Origin of the sequence: Streptomyces sp. NPDC005195, assembly GCF_040608315.1 — a bacterium.
GTDB lineage: Bacteria > Actinomycetota > Actinomycetes > Streptomycetales > Streptomycetaceae > Streptomyces > Streptomyces kaempferi.
The window spans coordinates 50,203-72,808 of record NZ_JBEXHZ010000014.1; the positions used below are offsets into that span (position 1 = coordinate 50,203).

16 protein-coding genes are annotated in these 22,606 nt (G+C 71.1%); 3 read left to right on the forward strand and 13 right to left on the reverse strand.

Features of this window, described 5'->3' with window-relative positions:
* Positions 1-206: 206 nt before the first annotated feature.
* The 6 genes from ABZV34_RS17530 to ABZV34_RS17555 all read right to left on the reverse strand — a co-directional run bounded on the left by ABZV34_RS17530 (position 207) and on the right by ABZV34_RS17555 (position 7,261).
* A complete protein-coding gene (locus tag ABZV34_RS17530) occupies positions 207-1,799 on the reverse strand; it encodes a cation acetate symporter (protein WP_356276750.1) in 1,593 nt (530 codons plus the stop codon).
* Complete coding sequence (locus ABZV34_RS17535) at positions 1,796-2,284, reverse strand: DUF485 domain-containing protein (RefSeq protein ID WP_356276753.1); 489 nt, start codon at positions 2,282-2,284, stop codon at positions 1,796-1,798. Before ABZV34_RS17535 ends, ABZV34_RS17530 begins: the two co-directional genes overlap by 4 nt.
* Before the next feature lie 104 nt (positions 2,285-2,388).
* Entirely contained in the window at positions 2,389-3,072 is a 684-nt protein-coding gene (locus tag ABZV34_RS17540) for a response regulator transcription factor (RefSeq protein WP_356276756.1), read from the reverse strand.
* Positions 3,069-4,220, reverse strand: coding sequence for a histidine kinase (locus tag ABZV34_RS17545; protein ID WP_356276759.1), 1,152 nt, complete (start codon positions 4,218-4,220; stop codon positions 3,069-3,071). The genes ABZV34_RS17540 and ABZV34_RS17545 overlap by 4 nt, the downstream gene beginning before the upstream one ends.
* Positions 4,217-4,741, reverse strand: a complete 525-nt coding sequence (locus ABZV34_RS17550; RefSeq protein ID WP_356276762.1) for a DUF1453 domain-containing protein — start codon at positions 4,739-4,741, stop codon at positions 4,217-4,219. The genes ABZV34_RS17545 and ABZV34_RS17550 overlap by 4 nt, the downstream gene beginning before the upstream one ends.
* A 396-nt stretch (positions 4,742-5,137) precedes the next feature.
* Complete coding sequence (locus tag ABZV34_RS17555) at positions 5,138-7,261, reverse strand: DNA topoisomerase IV subunit B (protein ID WP_356276764.1); 2,124 nt, start codon at positions 7,259-7,261, stop codon at positions 5,138-5,140.
* Positions 7,262-7,699: 438 nt separating this feature from the next.
* Here ABZV34_RS17555 and ABZV34_RS17560 point away from each other — a divergent pair, with 438 nt between their 5' ends.
* Positions 7,700-7,930, forward strand: coding sequence for a hypothetical protein (locus ABZV34_RS17560; protein WP_356276767.1), 231 nt, complete (start codon positions 7,700-7,702; stop codon positions 7,928-7,930).
* Between the two features lie 373 nt (positions 7,931-8,303).
* Here ABZV34_RS17560 and ABZV34_RS17565 read toward each other — a convergent pair whose 3' ends face one another.
* The 7 genes from ABZV34_RS17565 to ABZV34_RS17595 all read right to left on the reverse strand — a co-directional run bounded on the left by ABZV34_RS17565 (position 8,304) and on the right by ABZV34_RS17595 (position 19,104).
* Positions 8,304-9,122, reverse strand: a complete 819-nt coding sequence (locus ABZV34_RS17565; protein WP_356276770.1) for a serine protease — start codon at positions 9,120-9,122, stop codon at positions 8,304-8,306.
* Between the two features lie 132 nt (positions 9,123-9,254).
* Entirely contained in the window at positions 9,255-10,784 is a 1,530-nt protein-coding gene (locus tag ABZV34_RS17570) for an RNA polymerase sigma factor (RefSeq protein WP_356276773.1), read from the reverse strand.
* 440 nt (positions 10,785-11,224) lie between these two features.
* A complete protein-coding gene (locus ABZV34_RS17575) occupies positions 11,225-12,112 on the reverse strand; it encodes an FCD domain-containing protein (RefSeq protein WP_356276776.1) in 888 nt (295 codons plus the stop codon).
* A 162-nt stretch (positions 12,113-12,274) separates the two neighbouring features.
* On the reverse strand, positions 12,275-14,035 hold the full coding sequence (locus ABZV34_RS17580) for an ATP-binding cassette domain-containing protein (protein WP_356276779.1): 1,761 nt from the start codon (positions 14,033-14,035) through the stop codon (positions 12,275-12,277).
* 108 nt (positions 14,036-14,143) lie between these two features.
* Positions 14,144-14,902: an NUDIX hydrolase gene (locus ABZV34_RS17585; protein WP_356276782.1), complete on the reverse strand. Its 759-nt coding sequence runs from the start codon at positions 14,900-14,902 to the stop codon at positions 14,144-14,146.
* Between the two features lie 132 nt (positions 14,903-15,034).
* On the reverse strand, positions 15,035-17,053 hold the full coding sequence (locus tag ABZV34_RS17590) for a glycogen debranching N-terminal domain-containing protein (RefSeq protein ID WP_356276785.1): 2,019 nt from the start codon (positions 17,051-17,053) through the stop codon (positions 15,035-15,037).
* A gap of 410 nt (positions 17,054-17,463) precedes the next feature.
* The gene (locus ABZV34_RS17595) at positions 17,464-19,104 is read right to left on the reverse strand and encodes a DUF4192 domain-containing protein (RefSeq protein ID WP_356276788.1); all 1,641 of its coding nucleotides are present in this window, start codon (positions 19,102-19,104) and stop codon (positions 17,464-17,466) included.
* A gap of 133 nt (positions 19,105-19,237) precedes the next feature.
* Between ABZV34_RS17595 and ABZV34_RS17600 the strand changes: the two genes are divergently transcribed.
* Together ABZV34_RS17600 and ABZV34_RS17605 are read left to right on the forward strand one after the other, a co-directional pair.
* Positions 19,238-21,418, forward strand: a complete 2,181-nt coding sequence (locus ABZV34_RS17600) for a RecQ family ATP-dependent DNA helicase (RefSeq protein WP_356276791.1) — start codon at positions 19,238-19,240, stop codon at positions 21,416-21,418.
* 222 nt (positions 21,419-21,640) lie between these two features.
* On the forward strand, positions 21,641-22,276 hold the full coding sequence (locus ABZV34_RS17605; RefSeq protein WP_356276794.1) for a hypothetical protein: 636 nt from the start codon (positions 21,641-21,643) through the stop codon (positions 22,274-22,276).
* Positions 22,277-22,606: the final 330 nt, after the last annotated feature.

A 22,606-nucleotide genomic window follows, 5' to 3' on the forward strand; every position in this document is an offset into this window, starting at 1 on the left:
GCGCGTCGCCCGCACGCGCCACCTGACACACGGATCACAGTCTCCACGGGCACGGGCACGGGCACCGGCACCGGCACGGGGACAGGCGCGGGCCGGCGACGGAGGGGTACGCCGCGAAGGCCTGCGGCGCCACAGTCCTCTGTCACGGGAGTCCTGGAAGCCGCTCGCCTCGCCGCGGTTCACGTCGCCCGGGGTGCCGGGTGCCGTCAGACCGCCCCGGCACCCGTCAGCGACCGCACCTCGGTCTCCGCGTACTTGGCCTCGTCCGGCGGCTCCACCGAGGTGACCGTCCCCAGCCAGCCGGCGAGGAAGCCGAGCGGGATCGACGCGAGGCCGGGGTTCTGCAGCGGGAAGTACTGGAAGTCCACGCCCGGGAACAGGGAGTCGGGACTGCCCGACACCACCGGCGACAGCAGCACGAGCACCAACGCGGGCACCAACCCGCCGTATACGGCCCACACCGCGCCGCGGGTCGTGAAGCTCCGCCAGAACAGCGAGTACAGCAACACCGGCAGGTTCGCGGACGCGGCGACGGCGAAGGCGAGGCCCACCAGGAAGGCGACGTTCAGGTCGCGGGCCACCAGCCCGAGCCCGATCGCGACGACTCCGATGCCCACCGCCGCCGCACGCGCCACCGCGACCTCGCTGCGTACCTTCGCGTGCCGGCGTCGCAGTGAGGCGTACAGGTCGTGGGCCACGGACGCGGACGAGGCCAGCGTGATGCCGGCGACGACCGCGAGGATCGTGGCGAAGGCGATGGCCGCCACGACCGCGAACAGCACCGTCCCGCCTGTCGAATCGGGACCGCCGCCCAGGTCGAGCGCGAGCAGCGGAACCGCCGTGTTGCCCGCCGCGTTCGACTCCCTCACCGCCTCCGGTCCGACGATCGCCGCCGCGCCGAAGCCCAGCACGATCGTCATCAGGTAGAAGCCCCCGATGAGCCCGATCGCCCAGACCACCGAGCGCCGTGCGGCCCGCGCGGTCGGCACGGTGTAGAAGCGCGACAGGATGTGCGGCAGACCGGCCGTGCCGAGCACCAGCGCGAGACCCAGGCTGATGAAGTCGAGACGCGCCGTCCAGTCCCCGCCGTACTTCAGTCCGGGCACGAGGAACGCGTCGCCGTGCCCGCTGCGCCCGGCGGCCGAAAGCAACAACTGGTTGAAGTCCCCGTGGAAGCGCACCAGGACGAGCACGGTCAGCGCGACGGCGCCGCCCATCAGCAGGACCGCCTTGACGATCTGGATCCACGTGGTGGCACGCATCCCGCCGAGCGACACGTAGATCACCATGAGCGCGCCGACACCGATCACCGTCCAGTTCCGCGCCGCGTCGCTCGTACCTCCCAGCAGCAGCGCGACCAGGCTGCCCGCGCCCACCATCTGCGCCACCAGATACAGAACGGACACCGTCACCGAGGCCGTTCCCGCCGCGATCCGCACGGGTCGCTCGCTCATCCGCGCCGCGACGACGTCGGCGAGGGTGAACCTCCCGCAGTTGCGGACCAGTTCGGCGACGAGGAACAGAACGACGAGCCAGGCGACGAAGAATCCCACGACGTACAGCAGTCCGTCGTAGCCATAGAGCGCGATGAGTCCCGTGACCCCGAGGAAAGATGCCGCCGACATATAGTCACCAGAAATGGCAAAACCATTCTCCATTGATGAGAACAGTCGCCCTCCGGCGTAGAACTCCTCGGCCGAACCGTGCCGATTGCGGCTCACCCATGTGGTGATCGCCAGCGTCACCGCCACGAATGCGCTGAACAGCAGCAGGGCCAGCGTCTGATGGTTGCCGGTCACCGCTCGGCCCCTCTGACGCTGCGCGTCAACTCCTGTGTGTCCCAACGGAGTTCCAGTGCCGCTCGGTCCCGGCGCAGCCGCGCGTGCCGCGCGTACGCCCAGGTGAGCAGGAACGTGGTGAGGAACTGCCCGAGCCCCGCCACCATGCCCACGTTGACCGCGCCCGCGACCGACCGGGCCATGAACCCGGGTGCCGCCGTCGCGGTCACCACGTAGCCGACGTACCAGGTGAAGAACACGGCGAAGGCCGGGATCACGAACCTCCGGTACCGCCCGCGCACCTCCCGGAAGGCCGCGCTGCGCTGCACTTTCAGATAGACCTCGGCCGTGCCGCCGATGCGGCCTTCCTGCCCCTGGCGCGCGGGCGGGACGACGGGCGCGGGCGCCCCCGTGCCGTCCAACTCGCCCCAGCCGGAGGCGAGCGCGTCATACCAGGGGTCGTCGAACCGGACCTCCCCCGTGTCGCGGCCGTCGTGCTTCTCCACCGAACTCTCCTTGTCCGCGACCCGTTTCGGCCGCGTACCCAAGGATGTACAGATCGGGAAGATCCCGGACTCTTCTACCCACCCGCTTCACCCCATCAGGTGACTCAATTCACCGGTGGCCGGACGAGACCTTTCCCATAGGCATAACGCACCGCTTGGGCACGGTCCTTGAGTCCCGTCTTGGCGAAGAGATTGTTGATGTGGGTCTTCACCGTGGCGGTGGAGACATGCAGCTTGCGGGCGATCTCCTGGTTGGTGAGCCCCTCGGCGATCAGCAGCAGCACCTCGGTCTCGCGCGCGGTGAGCCCGTCGGGCGGTACCACGGGCGCGGCCGACGGCGGTTCCGGCTGTGACAGCCGCTCCAGCAACCGCCGTTGGACACTCGGTGAGAGTCCCGCGTTCCCGGACAGCACGCTCTCCACGGCGCGCACGATCTCGTCACCGCCCGCGTCCTTGGTGAGATATCCGCGGGCCCCCGCCCTGAGCGCCGGAAACAGCGACTCGTCGTCCGCGTACGTGGTGAGCACGACCACCTGTGTCCCCGGATGCTCGGCGCGGATGCGCCGGGTCGCCTCGACGCCGTCGCAGCGAGGCATGCGCAGGTCCATCAGCACGACGTCCGGGGCGAGTTCGGCGACGAGCGCCACGGCCTCCTCCCCGTCCCCGGCCGCACCCACGACCTCGATCCCCGGCAGCAGGCCCAGCAGCATCACGATGCCCTCGCGCACCACCGTCTGGTCGTCGGCCACCACGACCCGGGCCGCCCTTCCGGTCTCCTCCGCCGTCATACCGGCACCTTCAGCGTGACCACGAAGCCCTCCTCGTCCGGCCCGGCCTCCAACGAGCCGCCCAGCAGTTCGGCACGCTCCCGCATGCCCAGCAGACCGTACCCGGCGCCGGCGGCGCCGAGCTCCCCCGACGCTCCCCCCGAGTCCCGTACGGCCAGCGTCACTTCGTGTTCGCCGTATTCCAGCCGGACGTGGACCTTGGCGCCCGGCGCGTGCTTGCGGACGTTCGTGAGGGCCTCCTGCGCCACCCTGCGCACCGCCTGCGAGGCCTCGGCCGGCAGCGGCTGGCGTTCACCGGTGACGGTGACGTCGGCCCCGTCGGACGTGGCGACCAGCTCACCCAGGAATTCCTCCACCGGGGACATCTCGCCCCGTAGCGCGGAGAGCGCCTGCCGGGTCTCGGCGAGCCCTTCCCTGGCCATCCCGCGCGCCGCCACGACGCGTTCGAGGATCGTCGCCCGGTCGGCGCCCCTCTCGATCAGCAGCCGGGCCGCCTCGAGGTGCACCATCTGCGCCGAGAGGCTGTGTGCCAGCACATCGTGGATCTCCCGTGCGATCCTGGCGCGCTCCGCGAGTGCCGCCGACTCGGCCTCGGCCGCACGTGCCGCCCGCTCCTGGACGAGGAGGCGCTGGGCACTGCCCCGCGCCTCCGCGTCGAGGCGCAGTACGTATCCCGCCAGGACGAGCCCCACGGCGGTGGCCACCGTGGTCAGCCAGATGTCGTCGTCGACCGCCACGTAGGCGCTCAGCGCCACCGTGGTGACGGGCAGCGCCGCCGCCAGGGGCAGCCTCTCGATGGCACTGATCCCGCACGCGCACCACAGCACGAGCGCCGGAATCCTGAATCCCGTGCCCGCCGCCACTGTCGCGAGCGCGAGCAACAGCGCGAGCAGCCCCACGGAGGGCAGCAGCCGGTGCTGGAGCGTGGTCTGCCAGAACGCCCAGGCGGCGACGCCGCAGACGATCACTCCCAGCGCTGCCGCGGCGGTGTCCCATCCGCTGAGATCGCTGTTCGTGAAGGTCGTCCACAGGAGCACGCCCAGGGCGAAGAGTCGCGTCGTCCAGGCGAGCCCGCGCCTGGCCTTGGTCACTCCCGCCCGGGAGAGTGCCTCGCGGGACGGCCAGCGGGTCCAGGAATACTCGGTCACACGCGCTCCTTCCACGCGGCCTGGGGCACGCCGCCACCGTATGCCGCGTCCCGCCCGACCGTCGGGCGCAGGGACTGCGACCGCCAGAGCAGCAGCCCCGAGCGGACCATCAGGGTGGCCGCGAGCGCGAGCAGCAGGGCGGAGCTGTCCTGACGCACGCCCAGCAGCGCCCCGACGCCGAAGAGCCCCAGCCGCAGGGCTATGCCCACGCCCCAGACGGCCGCGCCCGCCTTGGTGCTCCTGCTCCAGACCGTGCCGTCCGGCTCCGCCCACATCCGTGTGGTCCACGCCCAGGCGGCTCCGACCGCCAGCCCGATGACGATCTCGGCCCCGATGAGCAGGATCGCCTCGGTCCGGTGATGGGCGTCGATGAGTCCCGGCTCACGCAGAGCGATCACGGCCAGCACGGCCGGCACGATCCACCAGCGCCTGTCCGTGCTGACCCTGCGCGTACGGAATTGGCGTGCGACGACCAGAACAACAACGGCGACGATCACCAAGGCGTTGACGAGCCCGGACATCGCGACCTCCATGGGCGAGGAAGAGCGGGTGCCGACAGCGAGTGCAGTCGACGCCTTCGACGCTACGGAAATCGCGAGGTCAGCGGATCGGAGCCCGGGTGGATCCCGGGTGGATCCACTCCCGCCCCAAGCCTCCACCCACGGGTGGAGCCCACGGCACCCTCACCCCGTTCCGGCCCCGGCGAATCCCGCCGCAGCCCCGCACTCCCCCGTCTCACCGCACCCGACGACACACGGGAGGGCCGTGCCGGTACGCCGCAGCCCGTCGCTCACGCCCGATCGAGCAACGGCTTCCATACCCGGCCCACGCCTGATCCAGCGACGACGGGCTCGACGTACCGGCACGGCCCCGCCTCACCACCGCCCGCTCCACCACCGCTCGCACCCGCGCAGCGCCTACGCGTCGATACGCGACCGGTCCAACGTCGCCGCGGACCTGGAGATGAACTCCTTGCGCGGAGCCACGTCGTTCCCCATCAGCAGATCGAACACCTGCTCGGAGGCATCCAGGTCGGAGATGTTGATCCGGCGCAGCGTCCGGAATTTGGGATCCATCGTGGTCTCGGCCAGCTGATCGGCGTCCATCTCACCGAGACCCTTGTACCGCTGGATCGAGTCCTTGTACCGCACGTTCTTGCGCTGCAGCTCCAGCATCGTCTCCCGCAGCTCACGGTCCGAGTACGTGTAGACGTACTTGTCCTGCCCCTTCTTGGGCTGGCTGAGCTCGATGCGGTGCAGCGGCGGCACCGCCGCGAAGACGCGCCCGGCCTCGACCATCGGCCGCATGTACCGCTGGAACAGGGTGAGCAGCAGGATCCGGATGTGCGCACCGTCGACATCGGCGTCGACGAGGAGAATGATCTTCCCGTACCGCGCCGCGTCGATGTCGAAGGTCCGCCCGGACCCGGCCCCTATGACCTGGATGATCGCACCGCACTCGGCGTTCTTGAGCATGTCCGTCACGGACGACTTCTGCACGTTGAGGATCTTGCCCCGGATCGGCAGCAGCGCCTGGAACTCGGAGTTCCGCGCCAGCTTGGCCGTACCGAGCGCGGAGTCGCCCTCGACGATGAACAGCTCACTGCGCCCGACGTCGTCGCTGCGGCAGTCGGCGAGCTTGGCGGGCAGGGACGAGGACTCGAGGGCCGTCTTCCGGCGCTGCGCGTCCTTGTGCTGGCGCGCGGCGATCCTCGTGCGCGCGGCGGCGACGGCCTTCTCCATCACGACGCGGGCCTGCGCGGCGTCGTCCCGCTTGGTGGAGGTCAGGAACGCCTTGAGCTCCCTGGAGACCACATTGGTCACGATACGGCGGGCCGCCGAGGTCCCGAGGACCTCCTTGGTCTGGCCCTCGAACTGCGGCTCGGCGAGACGCACGGTGACGACGGAGGTCAGGCCCTCCAGGGCGTCGTCCTTGACGATGTCGTCCTCGGCGACGCGCAGCAGCTTCTTGGCCCGCAGCACTTCGTTCATCGTCTTGGCCACGGCCTGCTCGAAGCCGGCGACATGGGTGCCGCCCTTGGGGGTGGCGATGATGTTCACGAACGACTTCAGGTTCGTGTCGTAGCCCGTACCCCAGCGCAGCGCCACGTCCACGGCGAGCTCGCGGGTGACCTCGGCCGGCGTCATCTGTCCGTGGTCGTCGAGGACCGGGACGGTCTCCTTGAAGCTGCCCTGCCCCGAGAAGCGGAGAACGTCGCAGACGGGCTTGTCCGAGGCCAGGTACTCGCAGAACTCACTGATGCCGCCGTCGAAGCGGAAGGACTCCTCGCCCTTGCTGCCGCCCTCGCCGAGCCCGTACTCGTCGCGTACGACGATGGTCAGGCCCGGGACCAGGAAGGCGGTCTGGCGGGCACGCTGATGCAGGTGGTCCAGGGAGAGCTTGGCGTCCTTGAGGAAGATCTGGCGATCGGCCCAGTAGCGCACGCGGGTGCCGGTGCGCGTCTTGGGGATCCGCTTGAGCTTGCGCAGCCCGCTCGTCGCGTCGAAGGCGGCCTCGGGGCCGTCCGCCTTGAACGCTCCCGGGGTGCCGCGCCGGAAACTGACCGCGTGCGTGTTGCCGCTGCGGTCCACCTCGACGTCCAGACGGGCGGAGAGCGCGTTCACCACGGAGGCGCCCACGCCGTGCAGACCGCCGGAGGCCGCGTACGAGCCGCCGCCGAACTTGCCGCCGGCGTGCAGCTTGGTCATCACGACCTCGACGCCGGACAGGCCGGTCTTGGGCTCCACGTCGACCGGGATGCCACGGCCGTTGTCCCGCACGTCCACCGAGCCGTCGTCGTGCAGGATCACGTCGATGTGGTCGCAGTAGCCCGCCAGGGCCTCGTCCACGGAGTTGTCGATGATCTCCCACAGGCAGTGCATCAGACCGCGACTGTCGGTCGACCCGATGTACATGCCCGGGCGCTTGCGGACGGCTTCGAGCCCCTCGAGGACGAGCAGGTGCCGCGCGGTGTAGTTGGAACCGTCCCGGTCTGATCCGGTCAGCAACGCTGTGGACGGCACGGACGTGTCGGCGGTCACGCGGTTCGCTCCTCGCTGAATTTCAGATGGGGCCCTTTTGGGTAAGGGGCCGGCTTCGGTCACCGCTGAGAGGGTACCGAGGCCTGGTAGAGCCGTTGTAACGCCACCCTCGCATGAACTCAGACTAGTCCAGGGTCGTATGGGTGTTCGATCCCTCGATGGAGTGAAGTACATATCACGTTCCCTTCGGGGCATGAACCATTTAGGCTCCGGGCACGTCCTCATGAACAACCGGCAAGCCAGCCGGGAGGGCCGACCCTGACAGACAGCGCGAACCCGTAAGACGCGAAGACGCAATACGGCTCATTCGCCGCCACCTGGCAGCAGACAGCCGCCCCGGAGAGAAATTTTCGAGGAAAGGCCACGAGCGGGAACGTTTTCGGCCTGGTTGGATGTTGACCCTGGTACGACAGCTCGTCGAGCTAGAGAAGAGGCGACGTGACTACTGTTCTGACCCCCGCGAGCCCGCTGACGGCCGCTGACCGCTGCGACCGTTGCGGCGCCCAGGCATATCTGCGCGTCGTCCTCCTCAGCGGCGGTGAGCTGCTCTTCTGCGCCCATCACGGGCGTAAGTTCGAGCCGGAACTCAAGAAGATCGCCGCTGAGATACAGGACGAGACGGAGCGACTGACGTCGGCCCCGGCAACGTCCGACGACGAAGAGCGCTGACCCTTCTTCGCATCAACGACGAGCCACCTCCGGCATAGGCCGGGTGTATGGGCGGCCACCCCTGCCACTGGGGGTGGCCGCCCATATGCGTACCGTCTCCACCGGATGAGCCGCATCGCCCCGGTGCGTACGGCTCCAGCCGCTTCGAGCACCAGGGGTGGCGAGGCTCCGACGGCCGGAACACCCCGGGCCGCCCTCTCCGAATACACCTGGCGCGCTCCTGGGCCGCACAGCTTCCGGAAGCACGCGAACCCGTATACCGACCGGCACGGCCTCAACGTCCTCACGGGCCTCCACGGCCTCCACACCGCCTGGAGCGGCCGGCAGGCCCGGCACCAGGCCCCGGCACAGGCCCGCTACGCCCGTGCCGCCCTCAGCGGCGCGAGCCCAGCGCCCTGACGACCTCTGAGACCCGCGTGTACACCCCGGGGCTTCCCGGCTGTCCGCAGCCGTTGCCCCACGACACGAGACCGATCAGCCGGCCCCGAGCGACCAGCGGCCCGCCGCTGTCACCCTGGCAGGCGTCCCGCCCGCCCTCGATCTCGCCGGCGCAGAGCATGGAGGCGGCCCTGTAGGCCCCGTCCGCGTTTCCCGGATAGGCTCGTTCGCAGACCGCGTCGGCCAGTACGCTCACGCCCACGGAGCGCAGGGTGAGCGCGTAGTCGCCGCCGCCCGACGTGTCACCCCAGCCGTAGACCGCGGCTCCCGTACCGGGCGCGTAGGCGGCGTCCCCGGAGGCCGCCATCCTGATGACCGAGCTCTGGGGCAGCGGGGAGGCGAGCGTGAGCACCGCGAAGTCCCCGGCGTTCGCGGTGGCGTCGTAAGCGGGATTGACCCAGGTCCTGCTGACCGGGATCTCCTGGCCCTTGGTGGAGAGCAGGTCCCCCCGGCCCGCGATGACACTCAGGTCGCGCACCTTCTGAGGTGGTCCTCCGAGCACTGTCGGACCCAGGCAGTGGGCCGCGGTCAGTACGAGCGTCGGGCCGATCGCCACACCGCCGCAGAACTGCCCGGCCCGCGTACCCCCGAACCGGTCACGGCTGGACAGCGCCACGGTCCACGGGCTCTGGGCGATATCGACGGGTTGGCCTCCGATGATGACGCCACCGGTCGCGGCCGGGGCGGGGGACGCCAGCGGTATCACGGCCGCGGCGGCCGCAAGGGCCAGCGAGGCGACAAGGGGGCGGCGCATGCGCGCTCCTCACTCTGGGATGGTCTTGGAACACCCAGAGTGATCCAGCCTGCGACGACGCGCACTCCGCGCACAGACCGAGGGCCCGGCTCCTCAGCGGGAGTCGGGCCCTCGGTGACGTACGGCCGAGACCTAGTCGAGGTAGTCGCGCAGCACCTGCGAGCGCGACGGGTGGCGCAGCTTCGACATCGTCTTGGACTCGATCTGACGGATCCGCTCGCGCGTGACGCCGTACACCTTGCCGATCTCGTCGAGGGTCTTCGGCTGACCGTCGGTGAGACCGAAACGCATCGAGACGACACCCGCCTCGCGCTCGGAAAGGGTGTCGAGAACGGAGTGCAGCTGCTCCTGGAGGAGCGTGAAGCTGACCGCGTCGGCCGGGACGACGGCCTCGGAGTCCTCGATGAGGTCACCGAACTCGCTGTCGCCGTCCTCACCCAGGGGGGTGTGCAGCGAGATGGGCTCGCGGCCGTACTTCTGGACCTCGATGACCTTCTCCGGGGTCATGTCGAGTTCCTTGGCCAGCTCCTCCGGGGTGGGCTCGCGGCCCAGGTCCTGGAGCATCTGGCGCTGCACGCGCGCGAGCTTGTTGATGACCTCGACCATGTGCACCGGGATACGGATGGTGCGGGCCTGGTCGGCCATGGCGCGGGTGATCGCCTGACGGATCCACCAGGTGGCGTATGTGGAGAACTTGTAGCCCTTGGTGTAGTCGAACTTCTCCACCGCGCGGATCAGACCGAGGTTGCCCTCCTGGATGAGGTCCAGGAAGAGCATGCCGCGGCCGGTGTAACGCTTGGCCAGGGAGACCACCAGACGGAGGTTGGCCTCCAGGAGGTGGTTCTTCGCCCGACGGCCGTCCTCGGCGATGATCTCCAGCTCACGCTTGAGCTTCGGCGCGAGCTTGTCCGCGTTGGCCAGCTTGTCCTCGGCGAAGAGGCCCGCCTCGATGCGCTTGGCGAGCTCCACCTCCTGCTCGGCGTTGAGCAGGGGGACCTTGCCGATCTGCTTCAGGTAGTCCTTGACCGGGTCCGCGGTGGCACCGGCGGCGGCGACCTGCTGCGCCGGCGCGTCGTCCTCGTCCTCGTCGGACAGCACGAAGCCCTGGGCGCCGTCCTCGGCGGGCTCCTCGGCACCGGGCTTGCCCGGGGTCTCCTCGACCGCCTCGTCGTCGGCCAACTCGACGTCGTCCTTCTTGGCGGTGGTCTTCTTCGCGACGGCCTTCTTGGCGACCGTCTTCTTCGCGACGGCCTTCTTGGCGACCGTCTTCTTGGCGGCGACCCGGCCGTCGGACGCGTCCTCGGCCGGATCGTGGGCGGCAGGGGCGGCCGGAGCTGCGGTGGCCTTCTTGGTGGTCACCGTCTTCGCCGCGACCGTCTTGGTGGCGGTGCGCTTGGCCGGACTCTTCGCTGCGACGCTCTTTCGGGTGCGCTTGGGCTCCGCGGCACTGACCATCAGCGTCACACCCTCTTCCTCGAGGATCTGGTTGAGGCTGCGCAGTACGTTCTTCCACTGAGTGGCCGGAATCTGGTCAGCTTCGAAGGCCCGACGCACGTCATCGCCGGCGATCTGCCCCTCAGCCTTTCCCCGCTCGATGAGCGCCATGACAGAGACGGACTCGGCGATCTCCGGCGGGAGCGTACGGGATGTGCTGGCCGACACGAACAACCTCTCGGAACGTTGGAAAACGGCTTCCGGCCCCGTCCGATACGGACAGGGACCGACGACCGCCGACTTGGGGATGGGTCGACGGCGCGGGCGGGGGCCGGGAAGACTCACAGCGCCATGAACGGCGTCCGTATTCCTTCCTCGGCTGTCACCTCTTAGGTCATCGCGCAGTTCCGAAGAGCGTTACGCCCAATCTGCGTGGCCCGAGTCACACCCCGTAAGAGCCCAAAAGCAGCCAGATACGGTCAGATAAGGTCAGAGAGATTCAGCTGATGGACTCATCACCTCAAACCGACGGCTGCGTCACCTCATCACATCACCGGACCCCGCCGAATCCCGGAAGGATCCGAAGAGGTCCGACGAGAGATGGTTCACCGGCCGAGCGATGCCACACGAGGACACACGCCCCCGACCGCGCCGCCCTCGGAGCGCGGTCAGTGCTCGCGCGGCGCGGGCACCACGCGCTCCACCTCGGGGTGGACCGTGAGCAACTGGCGCATGGCGGTCTCGGCCGCCGTGCCGTCCGCAGCGGCCAGCGCGTCGACGATGCGGCCATGGTGCACCAAAGAGGCCTCGGTCGGCCGCTCACAGCCGGTGACGGGACCACCGGAGACCTGGAGCGCGGCCGACACGATCCCGGAAAGGTGCTCCAGCATGCGGTTGCCCGCGACCTGGATGAGCATCGAGTGGAACTCCGAGTCGGCCCGCGAGAACGTGAGCGAGTCACCCTGCGCCAAGGCGTGGCCCATGATCTCGACCATGTCGCCGAGACGCTGCTGCACCTCCTCCCGACCATGCCCGGCGGCGAGGCGGGCGGCGAGCGGTTCGATCGTCCAGCGCAGCTCGCCCAGCTCGCGTCGCTGATCGTCACGCTGCGGACCGAAGGCACGCCATTCGATGATGTCCGGGTCGAGAAGGTTCCAGTCACTGACGGGGCGCACCCGTGTACCGACGTTGGGCCGGGCGCTGACCAGGCCCTTCGCCTCCAGGACGCGAAGCGATTCACGGACGACGGTCCGCGAGACTTCGAACCTTTGTCCGATTTCCTCGGGGACGAGGGGACGGTCCGCGCCGAGGTCGCCGGAGACGATCATCTGGCCCAGTTGTTGAACGAGCTGGCCGTGGAGTCCGCGTCCGCGGTTGCCCGCGCCGCGTCGGCCCACGCGGCCGAGCTCCTGGTCGGCGTTCTCCCACGCGGGGACACCGAGGCGTTCGGTACGAGGGGAGTCGCTGTAGGGATAGCGGTCGAGTTCGCCCGGGCCGGCCAGGCCGGAGTCTGTGGAGCGGGCGGCGGTCATCATGGTGTGCGCAAGGGTACTCACGGATCATTTGTCGGCGTTGTCTCCAACTCCCTTGAGGTCTTTGGTGAAAAGCACACGAAAGGGTGATCGCTCACCCCGTCGCAATTGACGCCTTATCGGAAAGAAATGGGCGTTCTCCAAGGAGTTGTGGGCAGGGCGGAAACGGACGGGCGCGGACGGTCGTCATCGAACCCGGCTCCGCAGGGTCGTGAGCAGATATGCGCAGAGCAGTGCGGTCAGCGACAACGTCAGTGCGCCGCCGACGGGTTGGGCGACCAGCCGCGCCATGGCCGCCAGATAGCGCGCTCCCCCGAACGGCCACTGCACCAGAGTGAGCTCGCGCAGCCGCTCCGGGAACCCGGCCGCCGTCCGCACGGATGGCCCCGACAAGGCCTTTTGTACGAGCGGGACGACGACGACCGGAACGGCGAGAACGGCCGCGAGCCCGGCGGTGGTGGACCGGAAGAGACCCGCCGCCAGCACCCCGGCCCAGGCGCAGCCGACCACCAGTCCGGTCCAACTCGCGCCCAGGGAAAGCCAATCGCCGGGAATTGCGGTGAGTTCCCGCCCGTACACGAGATAGAGGATTTCAAGGTCGCAGCCCACGGTGAGAAAGGCCAGCATGAGCGCGGTGCCCGAGGAGACGAGGAGTTTGGCCGCCAGCAGTCCCAGCCGGCGGGGGACGGTTCCGCGGTCCGCGGCCAGGGCGGGGTAGCGGAATTCCTCGCCGAAGGCGATCGCGCCGAGCAGTCCCGCGCCGAGCGCGGCCGGCGGCAAAGGGCTTTCGCGCGGCCAGGCGACCAGCAGTCGCGCGGTGGGGGTGTGCCCGATTCTGGCGAGGAAGACGGACAGGAGGACGGAGACGAGCAGCACGGCGGCGGAGGTGCGGTAGCCGGTGCCGAGACCGGCGGCGCGGCGCAGTTCGTAGCGCAGCGGACGCAGGGGACTCGGTGCCTGGCGTACGGCGATGGGGGGCGGGAGCGCGGGCCGCCCTTCCGTGACAGGAGTCCCGGCGGGGGAAGAATCGTCACTGCCGAGCGCGTCGCCGCGGGCGGACGGGTCGGCGGGTGTTCCCATGTCGCCGATCTCGTCGGCGAGTTGGTGGACGAGGATGCCGTGCCGGAAGGCGGTCTCGCCGACGTCGGCGCAGGTGCTGCCGTACACCGAGAGCCGGCTGCCGTTCTCGCGCACGACCTCGACGGAGCGCCGGCCGGTCCGGGCCTCCTTGGCGAGCAGGGTGCCGAGGCGGGCGGCGTGCGGGCTGCGGACGGCCACCCGGGGGCGCAGCCGGGTGCGGGCGAAGTCCGCGGCCTCCTGGTCGGCGGCGAGGCGGCCCTCCCGCAACGTGATGACCCGGTCGGCCACCCGAGCCGCTTCCTTGGGGTCACCGGTGCTGAACAGGACGGTGCCGCCCTGGGTCGCGTGCGCGCGCAGGATCCCGTGCATCCAGCGGCCCTCACGGGCGGAGAGTCCGGCGGCGGGGTCGTCGAGGACGAGGGTGTGCGGGTCGGCCAGCAGGGCGCAGGCGAGGCCCAGGCGGCGGTCCAGGCCGCGCGAGAGAGTGCCCAGGCGCTCGTCGCGCAGGCTGACGAGACCGGCCACTTCGAGGACCTCGTCGGCGCGCCGTACCGGAACACCGGCCGCGGCGCACAGCATGCGGAGCTGTCCGTGGACGGTGCGCGCGGGATGGCCGGGCACATCGCCGAGCAGTACGCCGACCTCGTGCGACGGATGGGCGATCCGGTGCAGCGGCCGACCCCTGAAATAGGTGATTCCTCGGCCCTGCCGGAGTTCGAGCATGAGCTTCAGCGTCGTTGTCTTTCCCGCACCCGAAGCTCCGAGGAGGGCTGTGACGTGGCCCGCGCGCGCCTCGAAGGACACGTCGTCGACAGCGGGCGGAAGCTCTCTGCGGGGGTTGCTGGTCAGTCCGATGGCCTGGATCACTCACAGCAAGATAGCGCGACATTTCCGTTTTTTCGGGCACCGATGACTGGTCTCTGCCGGGCCGTCCCTCTGTCGCGCGAGCTTCCCGCCCCGGAGCAGGTCTGATTGTCAGACTTCGGGGCGCAGCATGGGCGGATTGAGCAGGGTGGCGCCGCCCGCGCGGAACAGCTGGGCGGGGCGGCCTCCCTGGCGCGTGGTCGTACCTCCCGTGGGCACGAGGAAGCCCGGCGTACCCGTCACCTTGCGGTGAAAGTTGCGCGGATCGAGCGCGACGCCCCACACCGCCTCGTAGACACGGCGCAGCTCGCCGACGGTGAATTCGGTCGGGCAGAAGGCGGTGGCCAACGACGAGTACTCGATCTTGGACCGGGCGCGTTCCACACCGTCCCCGAGGATCGTCGCGTGGTCGAAGGCGAGTGGCGCCGCCTGCTCGCCGTCGCGGCCGTAACCACCCTGCTGGAGCAGCTCCTCCACCGGCGCCCAGCGCGCGCTCCTGGCGTCACCTCCGGCCCGGGGCGTGGGCAGGTCGGGGGCGAGCGCGAGATGGGCCACGCTGACGACCCTCATGCGCGGGTCGCGTTCGGGGTCGCCGTACGTCGCCAGCTGCTCGAGGTGCGCGCCGTTGTCCTGCGCCGGCGCGGACGGGTCGTGGGCGCGCAGCCCGGTCTCCTCGGCCAGCTCGCGCGCCGCCGCCTGCGCCAGATTCTCGTCGGCCCGCACGAACCCGCCCGGCAGCGCCCACCGGCCCTGGAACGGCTGCTCGCCCCTGCGTACCGCCAGCGCGCACAGGGCATGGCGGCGCACGGTCAGCACGACCAGGTCCACGGTCACGGCAAAGGGCGGAAAGGCAGACGGGTCGTAGGGCATGCCGCGATCATAGTCGTCTCCTTGACGATAAACACGCCCTTCGCCGACCACGTCCGGCCGTGATCCACTTCCGATCGCGACACGTTCCGGAGGACTCCGCGGGCCACGGTCCGAGGGGGGTCACCCGCGAGGTCACGCCCCCAACTGCAGTCCGTCGGCGGCCTCCTCGACCATGGCGAGGCCGAGCCTGCTGATGCGTACGGAGAAGGGTCCGCCCGCGATCCGCAGTCCCGTCAGCCCGATCTCACCGAGGGGTGCGCTGCCGGCCGGACGCAGTGTCACCGTCCCCGCCGGGGCGTCGGGGCGGATACCCGCGAGGGCGGTGACGAGCAGCACGACGGCTGCCGCCGACGTGGCCGCGGGCCGGCAGGCCGTGGGATGCGGCACCGGTGCGCTTCCCTGGGTGCGCTGCTCGCCCGCGTACATCTCGGGCAGCCGGTGCCCGAAGGTCTCGGCGGCCGCCAGGAGCCCCTGCAACAGGGCGTTCGCCTCCCTTTCATGGCCGGCGGCGATCAGCCCGGCGACGGCGACGGCGGTCTCGTGGACCCGTACGGCGCCGCTGCGATGGCCGAAGGGGTTGTACGCCGCTTCCCTGGCGCCGAGGCTGCGCAGCCCCCAGCCCGAGTCCATGGCGGGGCCTGCGAGCGCCCGCGCGAACCGCTCGGTCCGCGTCTTGTCCAGAAGGCCGGGGGCCAGGGCTCCGGAGCCGAGGAGTCCCGTGTCCAGGAGGTGGACGGTGCCCGCGCCGAGCTGCGGCACCGGGCGCCCGTCCGGGGCGCGGGCGGCCATGGGTCTTTCCTCGCCTCTGTCCTCGACCCAGAAGTCCTCGTGAAAGGCCGCCCGCAGGTCTTGCGCCCACTGCCGCAGTCCCGCGCCACCGGGCCGGCCTGTCTCGTCGAGCAGGTCGGCACCCAGCACGGCCGCCCGATGGGCGTGGGCCTGCGTCTCGCAGCGGTACGGCCCGCCGGGTTGCGGGTCGGGCAGGTAGGTGCCGTCACCCACGGTGGTCCGCAACCAGGCGAGGCACCGCTCGGCGGCGGGCAGCAGTTCCTCGGTCGCCCGCTCCGCCAGCCCCCAGCGCCGAGCCTCCGCGAGGAGGACGGGGAACAGCAGGGTCGCTTCGGTTGCCGTGCATCCCGGCGGCAGACAGGGACCCGCGTCCCGGAGCGGCCCGGGGATCAGGCCGGATCGCGCTCCCTGGCCCGCGATCTGGGTCCGGGCGAGAGTGCGCAGGGTGCCCGCGGCAAGGCGGGTGCCGAGCGGCAGCGTCATCCGGGCCGCGGCGAGCGCGTCGGCCGGTGCCAGGCCGCAGCGCCACGGCGCGCCCGCCGCGAGGTGCGGGTCCGACGGGTGCGCGGGGTCACGCAGCAACAGGGCCCGGAGATCCTCCACGCCGGTGTGCAGGAGCGCCTGGATCCTGGGGTCGTCGCCCATGGCCTGGGCCTGGGCCAGCGGGCTCGCCGCGCCTCGCCCCACGGCTCTGTTGGGCCCCGCGCCGTCGGGCCGTACCCGCAGCTCCACGGTGCGCGTGCCGCCGGGCGGCAGTTCCAGCTCCCAGCGGAGCAGTCCCGCGGAGGCCAGGGCGTCGGCGGGTGGCGGGTCGGCGGTGACGGTGGAGTTTCCCGTGGGGCTGGTCCACCGGAGGCCCGAGTCGTTGACGGTGGCGGGCAGTTCGGGTCCCGCTCGGCCCGAGGCGACCGAACCGAGTTCCGCGAGGTCCGTGCCGAGGGCGACCTCCAGCGAGAGGCGCAGCGCGCGGGAGGCAGCGCTGTGCAGGACGATCCGCTCCGTGCCGTCCGCGCTCCTGGTCCGTTCCACGATCACGTCCGGATCGGGGCCCGAGTCGGTGGACGCGCGCACCGTCCCCACGAAGCGGGCCCGGTCGGCGCCGATCATCCGGGCCTGTACGGGGAGCGGTTCACGCCCCGCCACCTTCACCTGGCAGCGGGAAAGCATCCGCCGGCCCGCGCGGTAGAACCCGTCCAGTCCGCGACCGGTCAGCTGTCCCTGTTCCGTGGAGATCGCCAGTCCCGGCAGGGCGACACAGATGAGCGATGTGTGCACGGGAGGCAGGTCCGTGGACCGGCGCGGAAAGGGAACCGGTGCCGGGCGGGCCGTGGGAGCACCCGCCGTCGCCGCGAAAGGGCTCATTGCGGTCTCCACTCCTGCGAACGGTGGTGCCGAACCGCCTCGGCGGTTGAGGTGTCGCGCGGGGCCGCGCGAGGACGGGAGGTCGCCGTCGGACTCGGAGGGCGGGGTGGGCATGGGCATGCGGCTTCCTCCGCGCTCGGTGCGCTGCGGGCGCGCTCGGCGCCGGGTCGGGAGATCCGGAGGGTCGGGGGTGTTCGGCGGCGCGGTCCGGCCGCGGGTACCGCCACACAGGTGAACGGAACGGCCCTGCTCCGAGTCACGCCCTCGATGCCGGAAGCCGACCGAATGGCGGCGGGACGGACGGCCATCCGTGACAGGGAGGTCGACGGGCCGGCCGAACACGCCGGGGATTCGCCGGGCGAACGCGGATGCGCGCGCCCCGCCTTCGGGGACTCGGTGGAAGCGACCGCTCATGTCTCCTCCCCCACCTCCCGGCGACGGTCCTCGCGGCGAGCCCTCGCCCGATCGGTCGTCCGCCCGAACGCACGCCCCGGCCCGTCCCCGGTGGGCGAGCCGTCCTCAGCGGGCCGAAGCATGGGGAGACCGCGCGCCCCGGGAGAGCGGCGGCTCAGGCGCGTCTCCCCGCTCCCCGCCGGTCGCGCCCTGCGCCGGCGACGGCCAGCCGCCCCGGAGGGCTGCGCCGTGACGTCGGACGATCCAGGGGGAACCGGTGCCCCTGAGTCCGGTGACGGTTCCACGGCCCCGAGGGGTGCCGCGCGGTCGGTTCCGGACGGCCGCGCCAATTCAGCCCCCGGCCGGCCGGTGCGCTCCGCGCGCAGGCAACGACGGATCGACTCGGGGTCCAGTCCCTCGTTGCACGCCTGGTGCAGAAGGCGCGCGAAGAGGTAGTCGGGATCGGCGCCCAGGGCCATGGCGAGGGCTTCTCGGGCCTCCAGTTCGTCACCGCTCGACCAGGCGACCCATCCGGCGAGGGTGAGAGGGGCCGCGGCGTGCTCGCCGTAGGAGCCGACACAGCGGCGGGCCAGCGCCCGCCAGAGTCGCAGGGCCGGGCCGGCCTCGTCGCCCTCCATCCACTCGGCGGCGCGGTCGCGGGTCGTACGGTCCTGAAGGCCGAGGATCAGGGTGGCGGCCTCCTCGGCTTCCAGGAGTCCGTCGTCGCGGAGGTCGGCCGGACGGACACCGGAGACGGGTGGAGCGTCCGCGAACCGTTTCAGGAGCCGTCGCGCCTGTTCGAGTGTCTCCTCGGACAGGGCCGTGCGGCTCTCGTCGTCCAGGATCCTGGGAATCAAAGCTCTGTTCGCCGCATCGAGCGCCACCTCCTGATCCACCGCGGCCCCGCGCTCCCAGGGGATGAGGCGAGCCGTGAGCTCTCGGAGAGTTCCGCGCACCTGGAGGCCCGCGTAGGTCGCCGCGGCGGCGAGGACGGAGGTGCCGGGCAGTCCCATCGTCTCTCCGTCGGGTGAGCAGCATCCCCGGCCGGGGCAGCAGTACGACCAGAAGCGGCCGTCGGAGATGCAGAGGGCCTCGATCACCGGCACGTCGAGGCGGCCGCAGGCCGTCCGCAGCAACTGGGCGAGCGGGCGCAGCCGCTCCATGACGTCCCGGCCCGACTCGCCGCTCCCGGGCTCCTGGCAGAGGTACACGACGATGCTCCCCGGGCGGGCCCCCCTGCGCTCACTTCCCTTCACCAGCCCGTGCGCCAGCTGCTCGGCCACGGACGGCCAGTCGTCCGGCTGGGCCGGGATGCCGAGCCGCGCCCGCCCGCCGAAGCGGCCCCGCCTCTCCCCGTCGTGCAGGGCGGCGAGCACGACGCTGTCCTCCGGCCGGTACCCGAGCAGGTACGGCAGGGCGTCCGCCAGCTCGGCCGGTGTCCGCAGGGTGACCTGGTGCCCGCCGGGCAGATCGCGTCCGTCGTGCCGGGGCCGCTTCTTCCACCGTCCGCTGCGCGTGCCGTGGGCCCCGCACTCGTCCTGTCCGCCGCGCGCACCGCCGTCATCGTGTCCGCCGTGCGCGTCCTCTCCCCCGTGCCCACCGCGCCCGCTGATGTCGCTGTCGCCGGACGCACCGGCCGCTTCGTTGTGATTCGTCATGCCGTGACCATCCCGCGGATCACGAAATCCCGCTTCGGCCTGTGGATAACCATGACCATGCGCACGACACAAGTTGTCCACAACGCGGTGGTCTCATTCGCGCGATGTCCGACTCATCGGGTTGCATGGGGCCATGACCAACGAAGACCCGGGACCCACGTCCGGCGAAGACCTGCGCATCGCGGCCGATGCCGTACTCGCCCGCCTAGTCGGCGCCCCGGCGGGCGAGGCCCGGTTGCGCGAGGACCAGTGGCGCGCCATCGAGGCCCTGGTGGCCGACAAGCGCAGAGCGCTGGTCGTGCAGCGCACCGGCTGGGGCAAGTCCGCGGTGTACTTCGTCGCGACCGCGCTGCTGCGCGAGCGGGGTGCCGGGCCCACCGTCATCGTCTCCCCGCTCCTCGCCCTGATGCGCAACCAGGTCGAGGCGGCGGCCCGCGCCGGCATCCGCGCGCGCAGCATCAACTCGTCCAACACGGAGGAGTGGGAGACCATCCAGGCCGAGGTGGCCGCGAGCGAGGTCGACGTGCTCCTGGTGAGTCCCGAGCGGCTCAACAATCCGGACTTCCGCGATCAGGTGCTGCCCAAGCTGGCGGCGGCGACCGGCCTGCTCGTGGTCGACGAGGCCCACTGCATCTCCGACTGGGGGCACGACTTCCGGCCGGACTACCGGAGACTGCGCACGATGCTCGCCGATCTTCCGCCCGGCGTCCCCGTCCTGGCCACCACGGCGACGGCCAACGCGCGCGTGACCGCGGATGTGGCCGAGCAGCTGGGCACCGGTGCGAGCACGGACGCGCTCGTCCTGCGCGGACCGCTGGAGCGGGAGAGCCTGAGTCTCGGCGTGCTGCAGTTGCCGGACGCGGCCCACCGGATGGCCTGGCTCGCCGAGCGCCTGGACGACCTGCCGGGTTCCGGCATCATCTACACACTCACCGTGGCCGCAGCCGAGGAGGTCACCGCTTTCCTCCGCCAGGCCGGGCACACGGTGGCGTCGTACACCGGGAAAACGGAGAACGCCGACCGCCAGCAGGCCGAGGAGGACCTGCTCGCCAACCGGGTCAAGGCCCTGGTCGCCACGTCGGCGCTGGGCATGGGTTTCGACAAGCCCGACCTCGGATTCGTGGTGCACCTGGGCTCCCCGTCTTCTCCCATCGCGTACTACCAGCAGGTGGGACGCGCGGGCCGCGGCGTGAAGCACGCCGAAGTGCTCCTGCTGCCGGGGAAGGAGGACCAGGCGATCTGGCAGTACTTCGCGTCGATCGCCTTCCCTCCGGAGGAGCAGGTGCGCCGCACCCTGGACGTCCTGGCCCGCGCCGGCAGACCGCTCTCGCTGCCCGCCCTCGAACCACTGGTGGAGCTGCGCCGGTCCCGTCTGGAGACGATGCTCAAGGTGCTCGACGTGGACGGAGCGGTACGACGTGTCCAGGGCGGCTGGGTCTCCACCGGCGTTCCCTGGACGTACGACAGCGAGCGCTACGCGTGGGTGGCCGAACAGCGGGCCACGGAGCAGCAGGCGATGCGCGACTACGTCTCGACGACCGGCTGCCGGATGGAGTTCCTGCGGCGGCAGCTGGACGACGAGCGGGCCGCACCGTGCGGACGCTGTGACACCTGTGCGGGAGCCCGGTTCGAGGCGTCCGTCTCCTCGTCGGCGCTCGACGCGGCCCACGGCGAGCTGAGCCGCGCGGGCGTCGACGTCGAGCCCCGCAAGATGTGGCCGACGGGCCTGCCGGCGGTCGGCGTCGATCTGAAAGGCCGTATCCCGGTGGGCGAACAGGCCGCGGCGGGGCGTGCCCTGGGACGGCTCTCGGACATCGGCTGGGGCAACCGCCTTCGTCCCCTGCTCGCCCGTCAGGCCTCGGACGGACCCGTGCCGGACGATGTGGCGCAGGCCGTGGTCGGTGTGCTCACCGACTGGGCGAAGGGGCCGGGCGGCTGGGCATCGGGACGGCCCGACGCACAGCCGCGACCCGTGGGCGTCGTCACCATGGCCTCACGCACACGTCCGCAACTGATCCAGTCACTGGGCGCGCGGATCGCGGAGATCGGCCGACTGCCGCTGCTGGGGTCCGTGGAGTACGTCGGCGAGGCCTCGCAGCTCGCGCGGAGCAACAGCGCCCAGCGTCTCAAGGCGCTCGACGGCGCACTGTCCGTGCCTCCTTCGCTGGCCGAGGCGCTGAGAGCGGCGGCGGGCCCGGTGCTGCTCGTGGACGACGCGACGGAGACCGGATGGACGCTCGCGGTCGCCGCACGACTGCTCCGCCGGTCCGGGGCGCAGGGAGTGTTGCCGCTGGTCCTGGCCGTACAGGCGTGAACCATGTGTCGTCACCGAGAACACTGGGCAAGGATATAAACGGCGTATAGTAAGAATTCGGTCGGTGGCCCCAATTGCTCGTTGCCGCAACCAAGTTCGACAGGAAGAATTGAAGTCCGCTCCCCGCACGGCTCGCCCGTGGTCCGGTAGGGCTCTGCCGCGACGTGCGCTCCCCCAGTCCGACCCCGCCCGCAGTGTGGGCGCGTAGCCGAAGGGAGGACCGTGACCTTCGGATTCGCTCCGTCCTCGGCGGCATCCATGTCGACGTCCGCCGATCTGTCCGCCGCTTCCGCCAATTCACTGACCCGCATGCTCGAACCCGCCGAATGGGCAGCCGCGGGCATTCCGCTTCTGCGCAGTCCCCGCGAGGTCGTCAGTGGTCTGCACGCTCGGCACCGGCCCAGACCGGCGACAGCGATCGTGGCCGTGCTCGACGCGGACGAGCGGCTGAGCGCGAGCGCCTCGTTCGTCCGACTGCCGACTCCGGCCGACGGCTGGATGTTCCGCAACGCCCTGCTCGCACAGCTGCGCCGGGTCATCCCGCACGACCTGCGGCGGCGCACCCCGGTGCGCACGGCGGTCCTGCTCTACTGCCGTGAGGGCGACGCGCGTTGGACACAGGAGGACGGGGCGTGGATGTGGGGGCTGCGTGACGCGTGCACCTTGCACGGGCTGCGCTGCGGGGCGTACATCACGCTGACGCACGACGGCTGGCAGGTTCTCGGCGAAGGCCGGGGTGGACGTCGTCCGAACACGGACTCACCACCGGAGCCCTTCGCCATGTCCGACGCACCGCCACCACTGCCGCGCACCGGAGGCGTCGCGTCGGAGGTGTTGCGGCGGGCGGCCGCCCGCTGATTCCCACGCCTCGGGCACCGACGGGCGCTTCGAACAGTCGGCATCCCGGTACCGGCCCCTGGCGGGCAGCGGCTTGCCGGGATGCCTCCTGAACGGACGGCCACCGGGCGGGACCGCACCCGATGGGAAGTCACCGCACGGGAGGGCACCCGGGGGCGGGCAGGTCAGCCGGCGCAGGCGCGGACCGCCGCGGCGACGCATGATCCGGCCAGTTCGGAGCCGCTCAGGACGTCCAGAAAGGCGCCTGGGAGCGGGCGGGCCCGCCGACGGTCCGTCCGTCGACCGCGGCGTTGCCGATAGCCGACCGCGGCGTCGCCGATCAGCCGCACC

Excerpts from the sequence above, each read along its gene's own strand:
- ABZV34_RS17540 (WP_356276756.1), bottom strand. The coding sequence starts at position 3,072 with ATGACGGCGGAGGAGACCGGAAGGGCGGCCCGGGTCGTGGTGGCCGAC.
- ABZV34_RS17550 (WP_356276762.1), bottom strand. The coding sequence starts at position 4,741 with ATGTCCGGGCTCGTCAACGCCTTGGTGATCGTCGCCGTTGTTGTTCTG.
- ABZV34_RS17565 (WP_356276770.1), bottom strand. The coding sequence starts at position 9,122 with ATGCGCCGCCCCCTTGTCGCCTCGCTGGCCCTTGCGGCCGCCGCGGCC.
- ABZV34_RS17585 (WP_356276782.1), bottom strand. The coding sequence starts at position 14,902 with ATGCCCTACGACCCGTCTGCCTTTCCGCCCTTTGCCGTGACCGTGGAC.
- ABZV34_RS17590 (WP_356276785.1), bottom strand. The coding sequence starts at position 17,053 with ATGAGCCCTTTCGCGGCGACGGCGGGTGCTCCCACGGCCCGCCCGGCA.
- ABZV34_RS17595 (WP_356276788.1), bottom strand. The coding sequence starts at position 19,104 with ATGACGAATCACAACGAAGCGGCCGGTGCGTCCGGCGACAGCGACATC.
- ABZV34_RS17600 (WP_356276791.1), top strand. The coding sequence starts at position 19,238 with ATGACCAACGAAGACCCGGGACCCACGTCCGGCGAAGACCTGCGCATC.